The organism is Streptomyces phaeolivaceus, from assembly GCF_009184865.1.
Classification (GTDB): Bacteria; Actinomycetota; Actinomycetes; order Streptomycetales; family Streptomycetaceae; genus Streptomyces; species Streptomyces phaeolivaceus.
Window position 1 is genome coordinate 9908892 of the sequence record NZ_CP045096.1, and the last position, 16399, is coordinate 9925290.

At 72.6% G+C, this 16399-nt stretch carries 16 protein-coding genes; 10 read left to right on the forward strand and 6 right to left on the reverse strand.

From position 1 onward, the window contains the following. The first annotated feature begins 66 nt into the window (after positions 1-66). The 3 genes from F9278_RS45070 to F9278_RS45080 are packed head-to-tail and all read left to right on the forward strand — an operon-like array spanning position 67 to position 2656. Positions 67-276 carry an MbtH family protein gene (locus tag F9278_RS45070; protein ID WP_152173466.1) on the forward strand — a complete coding sequence of 70 codons (210 nt, stop codon included), beginning with the start codon at positions 67-69 and terminating at the stop codon, positions 274-276. A gap of 49 nt (positions 277-325) precedes the next feature. Continuing rightward, the gene (locus tag F9278_RS45075; RefSeq protein WP_152173467.1) at positions 326-1327 is read left to right on the forward strand and encodes a TauD/TfdA family dioxygenase; all 1002 of its coding nucleotides are present in this window, start codon (positions 326-328) and stop codon (positions 1325-1327) included. A gap of 60 nt (positions 1328-1387) precedes the next feature. Then, a complete protein-coding gene (locus F9278_RS45080) occupies positions 1388-2656 on the forward strand; it encodes a diaminobutyrate--2-oxoglutarate transaminase (RefSeq protein ID WP_152173468.1) in 1269 nt (422 codons plus the stop codon). 120 nt (positions 2657-2776) lie between these two features. Here the strand turns inward: F9278_RS45080 and F9278_RS45085 are convergent, their stop codons facing one another. Further along, complete coding sequence (locus F9278_RS45085) at positions 2777-3769, reverse strand: aldo/keto reductase (RefSeq protein ID WP_152173469.1); 993 nt, start codon at positions 3767-3769, stop codon at positions 2777-2779. 116 nt (positions 3770-3885) lie between these two features. Here F9278_RS45085 and F9278_RS45090 point away from each other — a divergent pair, with 116 nt between their 5' ends. Genes F9278_RS45090 through F9278_RS45100 form a run of 3 tightly spaced genes read left to right on the forward strand, consistent with a single transcriptional unit; the run spans position 3886 to position 5057 of the window. After that, a complete protein-coding gene (locus F9278_RS45090; protein ID WP_152173470.1) occupies positions 3886-4140 on the forward strand; it encodes a hypothetical protein in 255 nt (84 codons plus the stop codon). Further along, on the forward strand, positions 4137-4508 hold the full coding sequence (locus tag F9278_RS45095; protein WP_152173471.1) for a fic family toxin-antitoxin system, toxin component: 372 nt from the start codon (positions 4137-4139) through the stop codon (positions 4506-4508). Before F9278_RS45090 ends, F9278_RS45095 begins: the two co-directional genes overlap by 4 nt. 3 nt (positions 4509-4511) lie before the next feature. Further along, positions 4512-5057, forward strand: a complete 546-nt coding sequence (locus F9278_RS45100; RefSeq protein WP_152173472.1) for a P-loop NTPase family protein — start codon at positions 4512-4514, stop codon at positions 5055-5057. Positions 5058-5066: 9 nt separating this feature from the next. Here the strand turns inward: F9278_RS45100 and F9278_RS45105 are convergent, their stop codons facing one another. Continuing rightward, entirely contained in the window at positions 5067-6236 is a 1170-nt protein-coding gene (locus F9278_RS45105) for a cytochrome P450 (protein ID WP_152173473.1), read from the reverse strand. Positions 6237-6409: 173 nt separating this feature from the next. After that, complete coding sequence (locus F9278_RS45110; RefSeq protein WP_152173474.1) at positions 6410-6853, reverse strand: cytidine/deoxycytidylate deaminase family protein; 444 nt, start codon at positions 6851-6853, stop codon at positions 6410-6412. Between the two features lie 114 nt (positions 6854-6967). Between F9278_RS45110 and F9278_RS45115 the strand changes: the two genes are divergently transcribed. Then, positions 6968-7438, forward strand: coding sequence for an SRPBCC family protein (locus tag F9278_RS45115; RefSeq protein ID WP_152173475.1), 471 nt, complete (start codon positions 6968-6970; stop codon positions 7436-7438). Positions 7439-7468: 30 nt separating this feature from the next. Here F9278_RS45115 and F9278_RS45120 read toward each other — a convergent pair whose 3' ends face one another. The 3 genes from F9278_RS45120 to F9278_RS45130 all read right to left on the reverse strand — a co-directional run bounded on the left by F9278_RS45120 (position 7469) and on the right by F9278_RS45130 (position 10004). After that, positions 7469-8080 carry a calcium-binding protein gene (locus tag F9278_RS45120; RefSeq protein ID WP_152173476.1) on the reverse strand — a complete coding sequence of 204 codons (612 nt, stop codon included), beginning with the start codon at positions 8078-8080 and terminating at the stop codon, positions 7469-7471. A 145-nt stretch (positions 8081-8225) separates the two neighbouring features. Further along, positions 8226-8933, reverse strand: a complete 708-nt coding sequence (locus tag F9278_RS45125; RefSeq protein WP_152173477.1) for a hypothetical protein — start codon at positions 8931-8933, stop codon at positions 8226-8228. 180 nt (positions 8934-9113) lie between these two features. Beyond that, positions 9114-10004 (reverse strand): calcium-binding protein, encoded by an 891-nt coding sequence (locus F9278_RS45130; protein ID WP_226967226.1) that lies wholly within the window; start codon positions 10002-10004, stop codon positions 9114-9116. Positions 10005-10224: 220 nt separating this feature from the next. Between F9278_RS45130 and F9278_RS45135 the strand changes: the two genes are divergently transcribed. The 3 genes from F9278_RS45135 to F9278_RS45145 all read left to right on the forward strand — a co-directional run bounded on the left by F9278_RS45135 (position 10225) and on the right by F9278_RS45145 (position 16314). Next, on the forward strand, positions 10225-11211 hold the full coding sequence (locus tag F9278_RS45135) for a hypothetical protein (RefSeq protein ID WP_152173478.1): 987 nt from the start codon (positions 10225-10227) through the stop codon (positions 11209-11211). Positions 11212-11383: 172 nt separating this feature from the next. Further along, positions 11384-13333, forward strand: coding sequence for an HSP90 family protein (locus tag F9278_RS45140; protein ID WP_152173479.1), 1950 nt, complete (start codon positions 11384-11386; stop codon positions 13331-13333). Positions 13334-13335: 2 nt separating this feature from the next. Further along, positions 13336-16314 carry a hypothetical protein gene (locus F9278_RS45145; protein ID WP_152173480.1) on the forward strand — a complete coding sequence of 993 codons (2979 nt, stop codon included), beginning with the start codon at positions 13336-13338 and terminating at the stop codon, positions 16312-16314. Positions 16315-16399 lie beyond the last annotated feature (85 nt).

Consider the following 16399-nt stretch of genomic DNA (forward strand, 5'->3'; position numbering starts at 1 on the left):
CCGGCCCGCCCCCCCGCACCGGGAGGCGACGCGCCTCCCGACTCCCGAAAGGAACACCGAACCGTCATGACCAACCCCTTCGAGAACCCCGACGGCACCTACCGGGTCCTGGCCAACGACGAGGGCCAGCACTCCCTGTGGCCCGACTTCACCGCCGTACCCGCCGGCTGGACCACCGTCTTCGGCCCGGACAGCCGTACCGCCTGCCTGGAGTACGTCGAACGCGAGTGGACCGACCTGCGCCCCAAGAGCCTCGTCCGGGCCATGGGCGAATGAGCCGGCGGAACGAGCGGAACGAACGGAACGAACGGAAGGGAACACGCACGTGAGCAGCGTCGACATGACGCGGGCACCGTACGCCCCGGCGAGCGACGACGGCACGGTGCGGTACGACGCCCCCACCCTGGCCCGGCTCGGCCATGTGGCGGCGGAACTGCTGGACCGGGCGGGCGACCGGGTCGACGACCCGGCCTGGGTGGCCCTCGCCCGGCACGCCTGGGAGGACGTCCCCGCCGAAGTACGGCGCACCGTGCGGGAGTTCCGGAGGCATTCGGGCCCCGAGGGCGCCCTCGTCCTCAGGAGGCTCCCCATCGGTGCCGTGCCCCTGCCGCCGACCCCGATGGTGAAGGGCTCGGTCCAGCACGGCCCGTCCCTGGCGGCGGCGACGCTGCTGCTGTTCGCGGCCGGGCTCGGCGACCCGGCCGCGTTCGCGGCGGAGAAGTCCGGCGCCCTCGTCCAGGACGTCGTGCCGGTGCCCGGCCAGGAGACCGTCCAGGGCAACGTCGGCTCGGTCGAGCTCACCTTCCACACCGAGAACGCCTTCCATCCCCACCGCCCCGACTACGTCATGCTGCTCTGCCTGCGCCCCGACCACGAGGGCGCGGCCGAACTGCGCACCAGCTGCGCCCGACGCGTGCTACCCCTGCTGACCCCGGGCACCCGGGAGGCGCTCGGCAGGCCCGAGTACGTCACCGAGGCACCGCCGTCCTTCGGCCCGGCCGACGCGGGCACCGCGCACGCCGTGCTCACCGGCGACCCGGACGACCCCGACTGGTGCTTCGACGAGGCGGCCACCAAGGCGGTGACCCCCGAGGGCCGGGCCGCCCTCGCCGAACTGGCGGAGGTGGCGCACCGCACGTACACGGGGGTGCTGCTGCGCCCCGGTGACCTCGCCGTCGTCGACAACCGGATCACCCTGCACGGCCGTTCGGCGTTCACCCCGCGCTACGACGGCCGTGACCGCTGGCTCCAGCGGACCTTCGCCTTCAGCGACCTCCGCCGCTCCCGCGACCACCGCCCCGGCGACGGCACGGTCCTGGTCAAGTGACCCCACCCGACAGGCCGATGGACAGATGAATAGATGGACAGAGGAAAGGTACGTGCTGACATGACCGAGACCGACCGGACGCCTCTCACGGTGTTCGAACGGCACGAGTCGAACGTACGCAGCTACTGCCGTGACTTCCCGGTGGTGTTCGAGCGCGCCGCCGGACACCACCTGTGGGACACCTCGGGACGCCGCTATGTGGACCTGCTGTGCGGGGCCGGCTCGCTCAACTACGGCCACAACCCGCCCGAGATCGTCGAACGGGTCATGGCCTACCTCACGGCCGGCGGCCCCGTGCAGTCCCTGGACCTGCACACCACCGCCAAGGCCGACTTCCTGGAACGCTTCACCACCCTCATCCTCCAGCCGCGCGGCCTCGGCGACCACGTCGTCCAGTTCCCCGGACCGGCCGGCACGCTCGCCGTCGAGGCCGCCCTGAAGCTGGCCCGCAGGGTCACCGGGCGCACCCAGGTGATCGCCTTCACCGGAGGCTTCCACGGCGCGTCCCTCGGCGCCCTCGCCGCCACCACCTCCCCGCTGCTGCGCGGCGCGGCGGGCGTACCACTGACCGACGTCACGATCCTCCCCTACGGCGACGCGACCGAGCCCGATCCGTTCGCCGCCCTGGAACACGCCCTCGGCCCGGGGGCGGTGACGCCCCCGCCCGCCGCGATTCTGCTGGAGACGGTCCAGGGCGAGGGCGGACTGCACACGGCGCCCCGCGCATGGCTGGCCCGGATCCGTGAACTCGCCGACGCCACCGGCACGTTGGTGATCGTGGACGACATCCAGGCGGGCTGCGGACGCACCGGCACCTTCTTCAGCTTCGAGGACGCGCCCGAACTCCGGCCCGACCTGGTCTGTCTGTCGAAGTCCCTCAGCGGTATGGGGCTGCCGATGGCGGCGCTGCTGATCCGGCGCGAGATCGACCGGTGGGCCCCCGGCGAGCACAACGGCACCTTCCGCGGCCACAACCTCGCCTTCGTGGCGGGCTCCGCGGCACTGGACCACTGGACCGACCCGCACTTCACCCACCACGCCGGCGAACTGGCCGCCGCGATCCGCACCAGCCTCGTCGGCATCGTCGACGCCCTCCCGGCGGGTGCCGCCGAGGTCGTCGGCAAGGGGGCGATGAGCGGACTGCGATTCCCCGCCGCCGGGACGGCCGAACGGACACGGGAGGCGTTGTTCCGGGCCGGCGTCGTCGCCGAGACCTCGGGGTCGGGGCATGTACTGAAACTGCTGCCGCCCCTGACGATGTCCCTCACCGAGTGGAAGGAAGTGGCGGACACCGTGGGCGACGCCGTCCAGGCACTCGCTACGGCGTAGCCGCCCGACGCCCTCGGGGACGAGCCGGACAGGCGCGGCCGTCCCCGACACACAGACCGAGCGCCGCCCCCGTCCCGACGACGGGGGCGGCGCTCGCGCGAACGCATGGGGCTGCCACCGCTACCAGGCGAAGGCCTCCGGAGACGGTCCCGGTCCCGGGAAGATCTCGTCCAGCCCGGCCAGCAACTCCTCACTCAGCTCCAACTCGACGGCGCGCAGGGCGGATTCGAGCTGCTGAGCTGTTCGCGGACCGACGATCGGGCCGGTCACGCCGGGGCGGGTGAGCAGCCAGGCGAGGGCGGCCTCGCCTGGCTCCAGGCCGTGCTTGTCGAGCAGGTCCTCGTAGGGCTGGATCTTCGCGCGTACCTCAGGGCCGGACATGGTGCCCGCGGCCAGCCCCTCTCCGCGCCGACCGCCCGCTATCTCCTTCTTCAGCACCCCGCCGAGCGCACCGCCGTGCAGCGGCGACCACGGGATGACGCCGAGGCCGTACTCCCGCGCGGCCGGGATCACCTCCATCTCGGCGCGCCGCTCGTACAGGTTGTAGAGGCACTGCTCGCTCACGAGACCGATGGTGCCGCCGCGGCGGGCTGCGGTCTCGTTGGCCTGGGCGATCTTGTAGCCGGGGAAGTTGGAGGACCCGGCGTACAGGATCTTGCCCTGCTGGACGAGTACGTCGACGGCCTGCCAGATCTCGTCGAACGGGGTGGCCCGGTCGATGTGGTGGAACTGGTAGACGTCGATGTGGTCCGTCTGCAGCCGCTTGAGCGACGCCTCCACGGCCCGCCGGATGTTCACCGCCGACAGCTTGTCGTGATTGGGCCAGGCGTCGTCGGAGGCCGTCATGTTCCCGTACACCTTGGTCGCGAGGACGACCTTGTCGCGGCGCTCGCCGCCCTTGGCGAACCAGTTGCCGATGATGCTCTCGGTGCGGCCCTTGTTCTCGCCCCAGCCGTACACGTTCGCCGTGTCGAAGAAGTTGATGCCCGCGTCCAGTGCCGCGTCCATGATCGTGTGACTGTCGGCCTCGTCGGTCTGCGGGCCGAAGTTCATGGTGCCGAGGACGAGTCGGCTGACCTTGAGTCCAGTGCGTCCGAGCTGCGTGTACTTCATGGAGGGAACGCTAGTCCCATGGAGTGCGCTCCAACTTCCCGTCCCGCACCGCGGTGACACACCCCTACCGAAATTTTGCCGCACATGGGTGCTACCACCCTGCTACCGTCCCGAGGGTGACCTCCGCGAAGAAGCAGACGCAGGTCCGGTTGGACGAGAGTGTGCTCGCGGCGGGCAAGGATGCCGCAGCCGCCCGTCACCTGGACTTCAACAAGTACATAGAGCGGCTCATCATCGAGGACACCACCGGCGCCCGCGCGGCCGGCATGGCCGCCGCCCAGCGGCTCATCGGCGAGCACGGCGCCTTCCTCGACGACCTGGAGCACCGGCTCGACGCCCCGTACGCCGAGCGGCGGCCGGGTCCCGCGTGATCCCGCACGTCGACGAGTCCTGGATCCTCGAAGTGGCGGAGCGGGCGGGTCACCGCGACCCGGCCGCCGACGACTACGGCGTACCCATCGCGGCGGTCGCCCGTCACCGCGGCGAACTCCTCGACACCCCCGTCTACGACGGCCCCTACGCCCGCGCCGCCGCCCTGGTCCACACCCTGGGCCGCAGCCGCTGGCTGGAGCGGTCCACCCTGACCGTGGCCTGCGCGGTCGCGGTCATGTACCTGGAGGCGAGCGACATCCCCGTCAGTCCCACCCGCGAACAGCTCACCGCCCTCGCCCACGAGCTGAACCACCCGCGCTGCGCCACCACCCGGATCGCCGCCCTGCTGCGCACCTGGAAGCCCTGACCCGTGACCGGAGTGAGGGTGGGTACCGAGGAGACCCGGCTGGTCGTGCTGCGCGGCAACTCCGCCTCGGGGAAGTCGTCCGTCGCCGCCGGTCTGCGGGAGAGCTTCGGCCGCGGCCTGGCCCTGGTCGGACAGGACAACCTCCGCCGTGTCGTGCTGCGCGAACGCGACCGGCCCGGAGCGGCGAACATCGGCCTGATCGACCTGACGGCCCGTTACGCCCTCGACGCCGGATTCCATGTCGTCGTCGAAGGCATCATGTACGCCGACCGCTACGGCGCCATACTCGCCCGGCTGCGCGCCGACCACCGGGGCGCGACCCACGGCTACTACCTGGACGTGCCGTTGGACGAGACCCTCGCCCGGCACTCCACCAAACCGATCGCCGACGTCGTCGACGCGACACGGCTGCGCGACTGGTACCGGCCGCGCGACCTGCTGCCCGGCGGTGTCGAGACCGTCATCGGCGCCGACAGTGCCCTGCCCGAGACCGTCGACCGCATCATGCGGGACACCGGCCTGGTCCATCTGCCCTCGGTGGACCGCTGACCCGTCCGGTCAGGCCGCCCACCGCACATGGAGAGTGGTCGGCTTGCGGAACACCAGGCCGGAGGGCGCCGTGGGGTGGTCCGGGTCGAGGCGCAGGGCCGGGAGGCGTTCGAGCAGCCGGCGGAGGGCGATGCGGGTCTCCAGGCGGGCCAGGTGCGCTGCGAGGCAGTAGTGCGGGCCGTGCGCGAAGGCCAGTTGGAGACGCGCGTTGGCCCGGCGGACGTCGAACACATCGGGATCGGGGAAGACGTCCGGGTCGCGGTTGGCCCCCGTCAGGGAGACGGTGACGAGGTCACCCCGGCGGATCGTCGCTGGGCCGAGGGCCGTGTCCCGGGTGGCGTAGCGGTCCACCACCGCCGCGCCGGGTTCGAGACGCAGCGACTCCTCGATCGCGCCGTCCAGCAGACCGAAGTCGGCCCGGACCAGGGCGAGTTGGTCGGGGTGCCGCAGCAGATGCAGCAGCGCGTTGGTGATCATCGCCTCGGTGGTCTCGATGCCTCCGAACATCAGCACCGCCGCATTGGACGCCACCTCGGGAACGGTCAGCCGGTCGGCGGCCGAGACGAGGAGGGAGGCGGCGTCCCGGTCGGCGACGGTGGCCTCCACGGCGGCGCGCAACCGGTCGTAGGCCGCGGCACCCGCCGGCGCCGCCTCATGACCGGCGGTGATGTCCGAGACCGACCGCACGATGGTGTCGTACCAGCCGAGGACCGTGTCCGAGGTGGTGCCGACCAGACCCAGCGCCTCGGTCACCACCGCGACCGCGAGCGGGCCCGCGAAGGCACGTCGCAGTTCGGCGGCGCCCGTCGCTTCCAGCCCGGTCAGCAGCCGGTCGGTCTCCCGCTCGATGACCGCGGCGAAGCCGTCGTGCACGGCCCGGGGGCGGAAGGGGGCGGTGAAGGGCTCACGGTGCCGGGTGTGCGTGTCGCCGTCGAGGGAGAGCATGCTCGGGCCGACGACCCGCGCGGTGGAGAACCGGGGGTCGTCGACGGTGAAGGTCTCGGCGTCCCGCATCACGCTCAGCGCCAGATCCCGGCGGGTCACCAGCCAGCCGCCCAGCTCGGGGAGCCAGGACACCGGCTCCCGCACCCGGAGCAGCGCCAGACGGGCATGGGGATCCCGGGAGAGCTCGGCGAGCGTGGTCGCGGCACCGAGCGGGCAGGAGCCGACGACGCTCATGACACGCCCTGGCCCGGGACGAGGAGACCGTTCACGCCGCCGAGGCTAACAAGCCGCTCCGGGGCGGAGAGGCTGGGGATCCGCGCTGGGGCACCCGGGGTCGGCACCCTCGCCCGACGCCCGGGTCGGCGCCCTCGGTCGGCGCCCTCGGTCGGCGCCCTCGGCCGGCGCGCTCAATCGGTGCCGTTCGGCTCGGTGCGGTCCGCCGGGAGTTGGTGATCGGCCCAGACGTAGCTCTCGGGCAGCAGGTCGGCGATGGCGATGGCGACGGTGCGGACGCGGTCGCCCGCGCCGACGATGACCCGGAGAGCGGGGTAGTAGTCGAGAAGGACCTGACGGCAGCGGCCGCACGGCGGGACGACCCCTCGGTCGCGGTCGCCCACCGCGACCACGGTGTCCAGTTCATAGGCGCCCTGCGCGGCTGCCGTACCGATGAGGACCAGTTCGGCGCAGGGGCCTCCGGTGAAGTGGTAGGCGTTCACGGCGGTGATGATCCGCCCGTCCCGGGCGCGTCCCGCGGCGGCCATCGTGTGGTCGTCACCGCGACAGCGCGTGCGGGCCACCCGCGCCGCCGCCTCGATCAGCTCCCGGTCGACGTGGTCCGTCCGCCCGGTCATCCTCGTCCCCGCACTCTCTCCGCCTCCGCCTTCGTCGCTCCGACTCGGCCGCACCCGCCTGGGGCGGTCGGCCTTGGCCGCTCGCTCTGCCCTCATCGGTCCTAGAATCGGGCCATGGGCAGGATAGATCGCGCCGGCCGGGTGATCGCGGCGTCACCGGAGACCGTCTACGGCGCCCTCCTCGACCGCGACTCCCTGGAGACCTGGCTGCCGCCGGACGGTATGCGCGGGCGGATCGAACGGTGGGACCCCCGTCCCGGAGGCGGCTTCCGGATGGTCCTCACCTACCTCGACCCCACCGACAGCCCCGGCAAGACCTCCGGGGCGACCGATGTCGTCGATATCGGATTCGGCGCCCTGGAGCCGTCGGAACGCGTGGTGCAGCGCGCGGTGTTCGCGTCCGACGACCCGGCGTACGCGGGCGTCATGACGATGACCTGGCAGCTCGCCGCCAAGGGGGACGGAACCGAGGTGACGGTCACCGCCACGGACGTGCCGGCCGGCATCGACCGAGCGGACCACGAGGCCGGGATCGCCTCGTCACTGGCCAACCTGGCGGCGTACGTCGAGGCGACGGACGACTGAGTCGGTCATGGGTGCGGTGACAGACGGGGCTCAGCGCTCGCAACTGTCCTTGAGGTCGCCGACGTCTCCCGTGCACGCGTCGGAGCCGCCGTCCCCGTAGGTGCGGTCGTTGCCGTTCGAGAAGTCGGCGGCGAAGATGCGGTCGTTGCCGTTCCTGCCGAACATGGTGTCGTCGCCCGCTCCACCGGTGATGTCGTCGACCCCGGCTCCACCGAAGATGGTGTCGTGACCGGCCTGGCCTTCCAGGAAGGTCGCGGCGGTGGAGGTGTAGTCCATGGTGATGATGTCGTTGCCCGCGCCGGCGGTGATGTTGGCGGGGATGTTGCCCGTCACGAGGACCATGTCCCCGAGGTCGCCCATGTCGAGGGTGAGCGTCCGGCTGTCGAACGGACACCTGACGGTGTCACCGTCGACCTGGGTGCACCCGGATCCCGCGGCGACCGCGTCGCCGCCGTCGCTGATGAAGACCCTGTTGTCGGACAGGGTGACGGAGAGGTCGTTCGCCTTCCCGGCCACGGCGTTGACATAGATGCGAACCGTGTCCACACGCACACCGGTCGCGGCGTGCGCCTGCCCGGCGGACAGCACCGTGGCCGCCCCCACCGCCACGCTCGTCGCACCGGCCTGAATCGCTCTGCGCATCGAGGTCTTCAATGTTCCTCGCTCCTCCTGTTCGCCCCCGTCGACCACTGGCTGGTCTCGCCGTGCTCCATCCTGGGCGCGGAGCGGCGGCGGCACATGGGGGGAGAACCCCCAAGTACCGCCGGTGGTACGGGTGTTGGGGCGGTCAGGGGGTGAAGACCTCGTCGAGGCGGTCGATGGCGCCGTCGTCGCCGAGGTGGTAGGTGAAGACCAGCCCGGAGTCCGGGTTGGCCTCCAGCCAGTCGAGGAACTCCTGGACGCCGATGGGCTGGTTCTCCGTGCTCTCCACGATGGGCGTGGTGACGGTGATGTCCGCCGCCTGGTCCAGCGGGATGAAGGTCTCCTTGCCGACCGTCTCGAAGGGAGCGCCGTCCGAGTCGGGGGTGCCGCATCCCCAGTTGCCGTGCTTGACGATCAGGCTCAGGAATCCCCCTTCCGGGGTGTAGCGGTAGACCGCGATCTCGTCGGGGGAGATCGGCATCTTGTGGTCGCAGTCGTCCCCACCGCCGTCGGCGCCCGCCGAGGCCTTCGCCTTGGAAGCCGGTGACTTCGAGGCGGCCGGACCACTGTCCGCGGGGGTCTCGGCGCCGCCGGTCGCGTCGGCCTGAGCCCCCGTCTTGTCGTCCGTGTCGCTCGCCGTCGCCGTCGCAGCAGCCGCCGTCACGGTCGCGGTCGGCTTCGATCCACCGGCGGCACCGCCCGTACTACCCGTACTACCCGTACCACCCGCACCGCCCGTGCCGCCGTCACCGGAGCAGCCCGTGAGGCTCAGTGCCCCCGCCGCGCACAGGCCCAGCACCACCGCCCTGGCGGCGCCCGGTCTGCGGCGGATCGTTCTCGGCGTCAGGTTCATGGTCCGTCCCCACCCTTGGTTCTTCGCGATCTCCGTGAGCCCCGTCGGCTCGGGAGGAAGGGACGAGTTTCAGCCGTCGGCAGTTGCGCGTCCTGGCTGGATTCTGCCCAGCGGGGGCGCGTCCGTTCAATGGGGCCGGGGCCGGACCACGGCTTCGCGGTCCGGCCCCGGCGTACGAGGTCACGCCTCGCAGGCGCTCTTCGTGTCGTTCGTGTCGGCCGTGCAGGTGTCGGTGTTGGCGCCCCCGTTGAGGGAGTCGTTGCCGAACACACCGTCCACCGCGTCGAGGGTGTCGTTGCCCGCCCCGCCGCTGTGGCTGTCGCTGCCGGCGCCGCCGACGAGGGTGTCGTTGCCGTTCCCGCCCACCAGGAGGTCGTTGCCCCCGAAGCCCGACAGGATGTCGCCCGCCGCGCTTCCGGTGAGGGTGTCGCCGAACTGGCTGCCGTAGACGAACTCGACATCGGTCAGGACGTTGTCACCCTCGCCCCCGACGCCGTCGTCGGCGGCGTTGTCGATGTCGACGACCACGCCGGACGTGCTGTCGAGGTAGTTGACGAGGTCGGTGGTGCCGCCTCCGCCGCTGAGCCGGTCCGCGCCGGGGCCGCCGACGAGCATGTCGAAGGTGACACCGCCGTTCAGCGTGTCGTTGCCCGTACCGCCGTTGAGGATGTTGCTCCCCGGGCTGGGGCCGCCGTTGATGACGTCGTTGCCGGACTCGCCCTTCAGCTCACCGCGCACATTGCCGGTCTTGGTGATGATGTCGTTGCCGTCACCGGCGTTGACCACGACCGTGTCGGTGCCGAGGTTCACCGGGCAGGCCACCGAGCCGTTGGTCTGGAGCGTGCAGCCGATCCCCGCGGACAGGGTGTCGGAGGTGTCCTGGATGAAGACCGTGCTCCCGGACAGACTGACGGTGATGTTGTTCGCGCGGCCCGCCGCCGCGTTCACGACCAGACTGGTCCCGCTCTTGGACACACCGGTGGCCGCGCTCGCGGACCCTCCGGTCAGGGTCACCGCGGAACCCGCCATCGCGGCGACCACCATGACCCGGAGTAACGCGTTTCTGCCCATGGGCTCCCTCTCGCTCCTGTGAATCGACCTGGCCGCGCACCGCCGGTGCGCCGAGCCGGTCCCAACGTGCCAGGCGCACCCGGGCGGTACATGGGGGAACGGCCCCCATGTATCGCCCGCACGGTCGGGCGGCACATGTGAAAACCCTGTGGAAGTGGTGTCGGTGGGGCCGTTTATGCTGCACCGAACGATCACGCGGGGACCACGGGGAGGACGCGGCATGCTCGGCAAGCTGTTCGGCAGGGGCACGGAGAGACCGGCGACGGATCCGTACGCCCTTCCCGTCCCGCGCAGACAGAAGAACGGCATGTACACGCTGCGCGCGCTCGGGGACGCGCGGGTGCTCGCGCTGGTGGAGGCCGCCGACGCCGGTGACTGGGAGGCGCTCAAGACGGCGCTCACCCCCTTCGACCTCGGCCGCGACCACCTGGTCCTCGGCGAGCTGGACGACCTGGACGGTCTGCAGGACTGGATAGGCAAGGCCGTCGAGGAGGACAAGGAACATCGGGCGACCGCCCTGCTGATATCCGGCACACGCCATGTCAGCTGGGGCTGGGAGGCCCGCACCGCCGAACGCGCCGTGAACGTCTCGCGGGACCAGTGGCGGATCTTCCACGAGCGGCTCAGGATCGCCGAGGAACACCTGCTGGAGGCCGCCGAGCTGCGGCCCGACTGGGTCACCCCCTGGCGCCGCCTCCTCACCTCCGGCCGGGGCATGTCGCTCGGCCCCGCCGTCAACGAGGCCCGCCGCGACGCCGCCCTGCGCCGCGACCCGCTGGACCTGGAGACCCATCTGGAGTGGGTGTCGCAGCTCCAGCCACGCTGGAGCGGCAAGCCGGGCCAGGCCCTGGCCTTCGCCCAGGAGGCGTTCTCCCGGGCCCCCGAGGGACACCGCCTCGGCTGTGTGATCGCCATGGCGTACATCGAGGAATGGGTCGAGTCGGAGCGCGGGGACTACCTCGAAACCGCCGAGATCCAGGCGCAGCTGAGGGAAGCGGCCGACCACAGCATCCTGCATCCCGCCTATGTGCGGCACCCGGGCTGGCAGCACGACTTCAACATGTTCGCCATGGCACTGTCGCTGGCCGGCGAACGCCACACGGTCCGGCGGGTCTTCCAGGCCCTGGACGGCGCCTACACCAGCTGGCCCTGGACCTACTTCGCGGACCCCGAGAAGGAGTTCGCCCGCCACCACCGCCGCGCCTGAGCCCGCACTGGTCCCGTCCCAGGTCCCGCCGGACCCGCCGCCGGTCCCGCCCGGTCACCACGGCCGTGCCCGAGCGCACACCGCTCCCGCCCGGCCGAGGACGGCGTACGCGCGCACCGGTCGGCCCGCGTGCCGTCCCTCCGCCCTCCCACCTCCCACCCCGGACTGCCCCATGACTCTGCCCGACACCGCCACCGACCCGGTCGCCGCCGATCGCACCTTCCAGGTGGATCTGCGCGGTCTCGTCGATCTCCTCTCCCACCACCTGTACTCCAGCCCCCGGGTCTACCTGCGCGAACTGATGCAGAACGCGGTGGACGCGCTGACCGCCCGGCACACGCTCGAACCGGCCCCGGCCCCGGCCCCGGCCCCGGCCCCGGCCCCGGCCCCGGCCCCGGCCCCGGCCCCGGCCACCGGACACGGCCCCGACCCGGCCACCCCCGCCGACGCCTTCGGCATCCGTCTGTACGCCGACGGCTCGGTGGTCCGCGTCGAGGACGACGGCGTGGGTCTCACCGAGGCCGATGTGCACACCTTCCTCGCCACCATCGGCCGCAGCAGCAAACGCGCCGAGCGCATAGCCGAGCAACGGGCCGATTTCATCGGGCAGTTCGGCATCGGCCTGCTCTCCTGCTTCCTGGTCGCGGACGAGATCCACGTCCTCAGCCGCTCCGCCCGCACCCCCGACGCGCCCGCCGTGGAGTGGCGGGGACGCGGCGACGGCAGCTACACCGTCCGCACCCTGCCCGCCTCCGCCCGCCCCCGACCCGGCACCACCGTCACCCTGACACCGCGCGCCGACGCGGGGGAGTGGACCCGCCCGGCCCAGGTGCACGCCCTGGCCAGGCACTTCGGCTCCCTGCTCCGCCACCCCGTCACCTTCGACGACGGCACGGCCGGGGCACACGGGCCGGGCGGCCGGGGCGCGCCCGTGAACCCCGAGCCCGCCCCCTGGTCCCGTACGTACCCGACCCCTGGCGCCCGTTCCCGCGCGCTGGCCGCGTACGGCGCCGACGTCTTCGGGTTCACCCCGCTGGACACCATCGAGCTGGACCTGCCGGCCGTGGGCCTGAAGGGCATCGCCTGTGTGCTGCCCGAGACGGTGCCGGCCGGGCGCCGCCACGGACACCGCGTGCACGTCAAGGGCATGCTGCTGTCCGAGCAGGCCGAGGAGATCCTGCCCGAGTGGGCGTTCTTCGTCCGCTGCGTCGTCGACGCCGAGAGCCTGCGCCCCACCGCGTCCCGCGAGTCCCTGTACGAGGACGACACCCTCGCCGCCGTCCGCGACGCCCTCGCCGAGCGGCTGCGCGACTGGATCGCCCGCGCCGCCGCCAGCGACCCCGACCTGCTCTCCCGCTTCCTGCACGCCCACCACCTGGCCGTGAAGTCGCTCGCCGTGCACGACGACGAGATCCTGCGGATGCTGCTGCCCTGGCTGCCGTTCGAGACCACCGACGGACACACCACCCTCGACGAGTTCGCCCGCGCCCACCGCACCGTGCTCGTCACCTCCAGCGTGGAGGAGTTCCGGCAGGTCGCCGCGATCGCCTCGGCCGCCGGACTCGGCGTCGTCAACGGCGGCTACACCTACGACCGCGACCTGGTCCACCGGCTGACCGAGATCCGGCCCGAGGTCGCCGTCGCCGACCTCGACCCGGCGACCCTCACCGCCCACCTCGACCCCGTGGACCGGGAGACGGAGCTGGCCGCCGCGGCCTATCTCGCCCAGGCCCGCGACGCGCTCGCCGTCTTCGACTGCGACGTGGCGCTGCGCACCTTCCAGCCCGCCTCCGCGCCCGCCCTCCTGATGGACAGCCGCGAGGCACGGCACGAGCGCACCCGCTCCCAGCTCGCCCGTGAGCAGGAGGGCGGCCTGTGGGGCGACATCCTCGGCGCCCTGCGCCAGGAGGCACCGCGCGCCCAGCTCATCCTGAACCAGCTCAACCCGCTGGTCCGCACCGCCGTCGCCATCGACGAACCCGAACTGGCCCGCACCAGCGCCGAAGCCCTCTACGGGCAGGCCGCGATGCTGTCCCGGCGCCCGCTGAGGCCCTCCGAATCGAGCCTCATCAACCGCTCCTTCCTCGACCTGCTCGCCCACGCCCTCCGCAAGGACAGCTGACGATGCCGACCGCACCCGCACCCCACCCCCAGAGCACGGACGAGCTGTTCCAGGCGCTCCAGGAGAACCACCAGCGCCCCTACGGCCGCACCCGCACCGTCACCGCCGAGGAACTCGTCGACGCCGCCGAGCAGTTCGACGAGCCCCTCCCACTGGTCCGCGCCCTCCTGGAACTCCAGGAGGCGTACACGTACGGCTCCGAACCCCGGAAGTCGCCCGTCGTCTTCGCCCGGCTGCTCAACCTCTTCGACGAACAGCCCGACGTCTTCGACGAGAGCCTGCGCCATCAGCTGTTCTGGCGGTTCAAGTGGGTGGCCAACGCCCTGCTCCAGCTGCCCGAGGTGCCGCTCGTCAGCCTGCGGCAGTGGCTGACGGAGATGCGCGACCGGTACGAGAAGGCCGACCTCGGCCTCCAGCCCTACTACGGCCAGGCCTACCAACTGGCCTCCCACGTCGGCGAGGACACCACCCTCGCCTACGAACTGTGGGCGAGCCGCACCCGCGTCCGGCTCAGTGACTGCGAGGCCTGCGAGATCTGCGAGCGCGCCCTGCACCACCTCGCGGCGGGCGACGACGAACGGGCGCTGCGCATCTGGGAACCCGTCCTGGCCGGGAAGGAGTCCTGCAAGGAGGAGCCGGCCCGCTCCGTCTCGCACGCGCTGCTGCCCCTGTTGCGCACCGGCCGTGTCGACGAGGCCCGCGAACTGCACCTCGCCGGCTACCGCGCCTGCCGCCGCAACCTCTCCATGTCCCAGGAGGTCGGCCGGCACCTGGAGTTCTGCGCGCTCACCGGCAACGAGGCACGCGGCCTGGAACTCCTCGCCGAGAACCGCAACCTGTTCGACGAGGTCGACTCGCCGCTGGCCCTGCTGAGCTTCCTCACCGGCGTCGAGGTCCTCCTCCGGCGCGTGGAACTCCTCGGCCAGGGCGACCTGCCCGCCGCGGGGTACGCGGGCCGCACCTGGACGGTGTCCGGCCTGCGCGCCGAGGTGCGCGACCGCGCCGACGACATCGCCGCCCGGTTCGACGCCCGCAACGGCACCACAACCCACACCGACCGCCGCAGGACCCGCCTCGACCGCGCCCCGCTCCTGGACGCGCTGGAACTGACCCTGCGCACCCGCGGCCTCGACGACATCGCCCGTACGGCACCGGCCGCCGCCCCCGCCGCCCGTACGGCCGCCGTCGTCCCCGACGCGCTCCCCGAACTCATCCTCCGGGCAAGGGAGTTGGAAGAGCAGGCGCACCCGGACGCGCCGGCCTGCTGGGCTCGGCTGCGTACGCTCGTCGCCGCCCGCGACTACAGCCACCCCGACGACCCGGCCGTGGGCCCGCTCGTACGACTGCGTGCGGACCTGCTGGAGGACGAGGCGAGCCGGGCGGCCCAGAAGGAGGAGTTCGCCGACGCCGCCGACCTCTACGAGGACGCGGCGGCCCTGTACGACGATGCCGTACTGCCGCAGCACGCGGCGCTCGCCCGCGCCTGCGCCCTGCTCACCACCGCCCAGATCCCCGCCGAGACACCGGGGGCGGGCGCGGACGAGGCCGAGGCCACTGACGGGGTGGAGGCGAAGGCCGTCGAACTGACCGCCGCCCACGCCTCCATGGTCCGGCTGCACGAGGAGACGCCCGGCCTCACCCCGTCCCAGGAGGCCCGCCTGCTGCGGCTGCGGGGCAACGCGCTCGGCCTGCGCCTGCAGACGACGGGGAGCGAGGAGCACATCGCACCGGTCCTCGCCGAGGCGGACGCGCTGCACGCCTTCGCCACCCGGCACGACCTCGCCGGACAGATCTCCGGCGCCCTGCTGCTGCGGACCACCACCCACGCCATCGCCGGTGACCTGCCCACCGCCGTCGCCGAGATCGACGCCCTCCTCGACCGGCTGAAGGCCCACGGCCCCGCCTGGCACCTGCCCCGCACGCTGGGACTGCGCGGCCGGCTCCAGTTCGGCCTCCGGGACGCCGAGGCCGCACACGCCGACCTGACCGAGGCCCTGCGACTCACCGCCGACTGGCCGGCCGACGCGGTCGACACCGGCCGCCTGTACGGCGATCTGGCCCAGGCCTGCCTGCGCCTGGGCCGCCCCGACGAGGCGCTGCGGCACCTGACGCGCTCCGCCGAGCTGGGGCTGCGCGGCGGCAGCCGGACGGACGCGTTCTGCACCTACAGCAACGCCGCACAGCTCAGCCTCGACCTCGGCCGGGTCGAGGACTGCATCGCCCTGCTCGACTCCCTGCTGGCCGAACGGGACGTCGTGGCCGGGGAGGTGGACGACCGGCTCGTCGCGCAACTGAGGCTGACCCGCGCCCGCGCGCTGCAGGAGGGCGAGGACCTCAAGGCCGCCACGGCGGAGTTCGTCGCCCTCGCCGCCGAGTCGGCCGGCTGGGACGACGACCCCGGGAGCCACGCCATGATCGCCGGGGAGACGGCCGTACTCCTCGCCGAGTCCGGCGAGTTCGGCCGGGCCCGAGAGGTCGCGGACCAGGCACTCGCCGCGCACGCCCTGGCCCCGCGCTACGAGCAGCTCAGCAACTCTCTGCGCGAGCTGGCCCGGCTCCAGGCCCAGCGGCAGGGCCCCGACGGACTGGCCGACGCCCTCGCCCTCCTCGCCGACGCGGGCCGGATCGCCGACGAGGCCCGCGCCGCCGCGTACCAGGCCCACGGCCGTTCCCTGGACAGCGCCCTGGCCTACGAACACGGCCGGGTCAACGCCTACGCCGGTGAGTACCAGGACGCCCTGACCGCCCTGGAGAAGGCCCTCACCCTGCTCGGCGAACCGGGACGCGACGACGACCACGCCGGCGAGTGGGCCGAGTGCGTCCGCCTCGCGGGCGCCGTCGAGGGCATCTACCTGGAACGCACCGCCCCCGCCCTCACCCGCCTCGACAGGGCGGTCACCCACCTGACCGCGCTGGGCCACGCCACCGAGGAGACCGAGCCCCTGGTCGCGTTGGCGGCCCAGCTCCGCGACGAGCGGTGATCCGGCGGGCACCTGCCCCGACCAGGTGCCCGCCGCCCGTTCAGGGCGTCAGCACGACCCTGCCGAACACCGTGCCCGCGTCCAG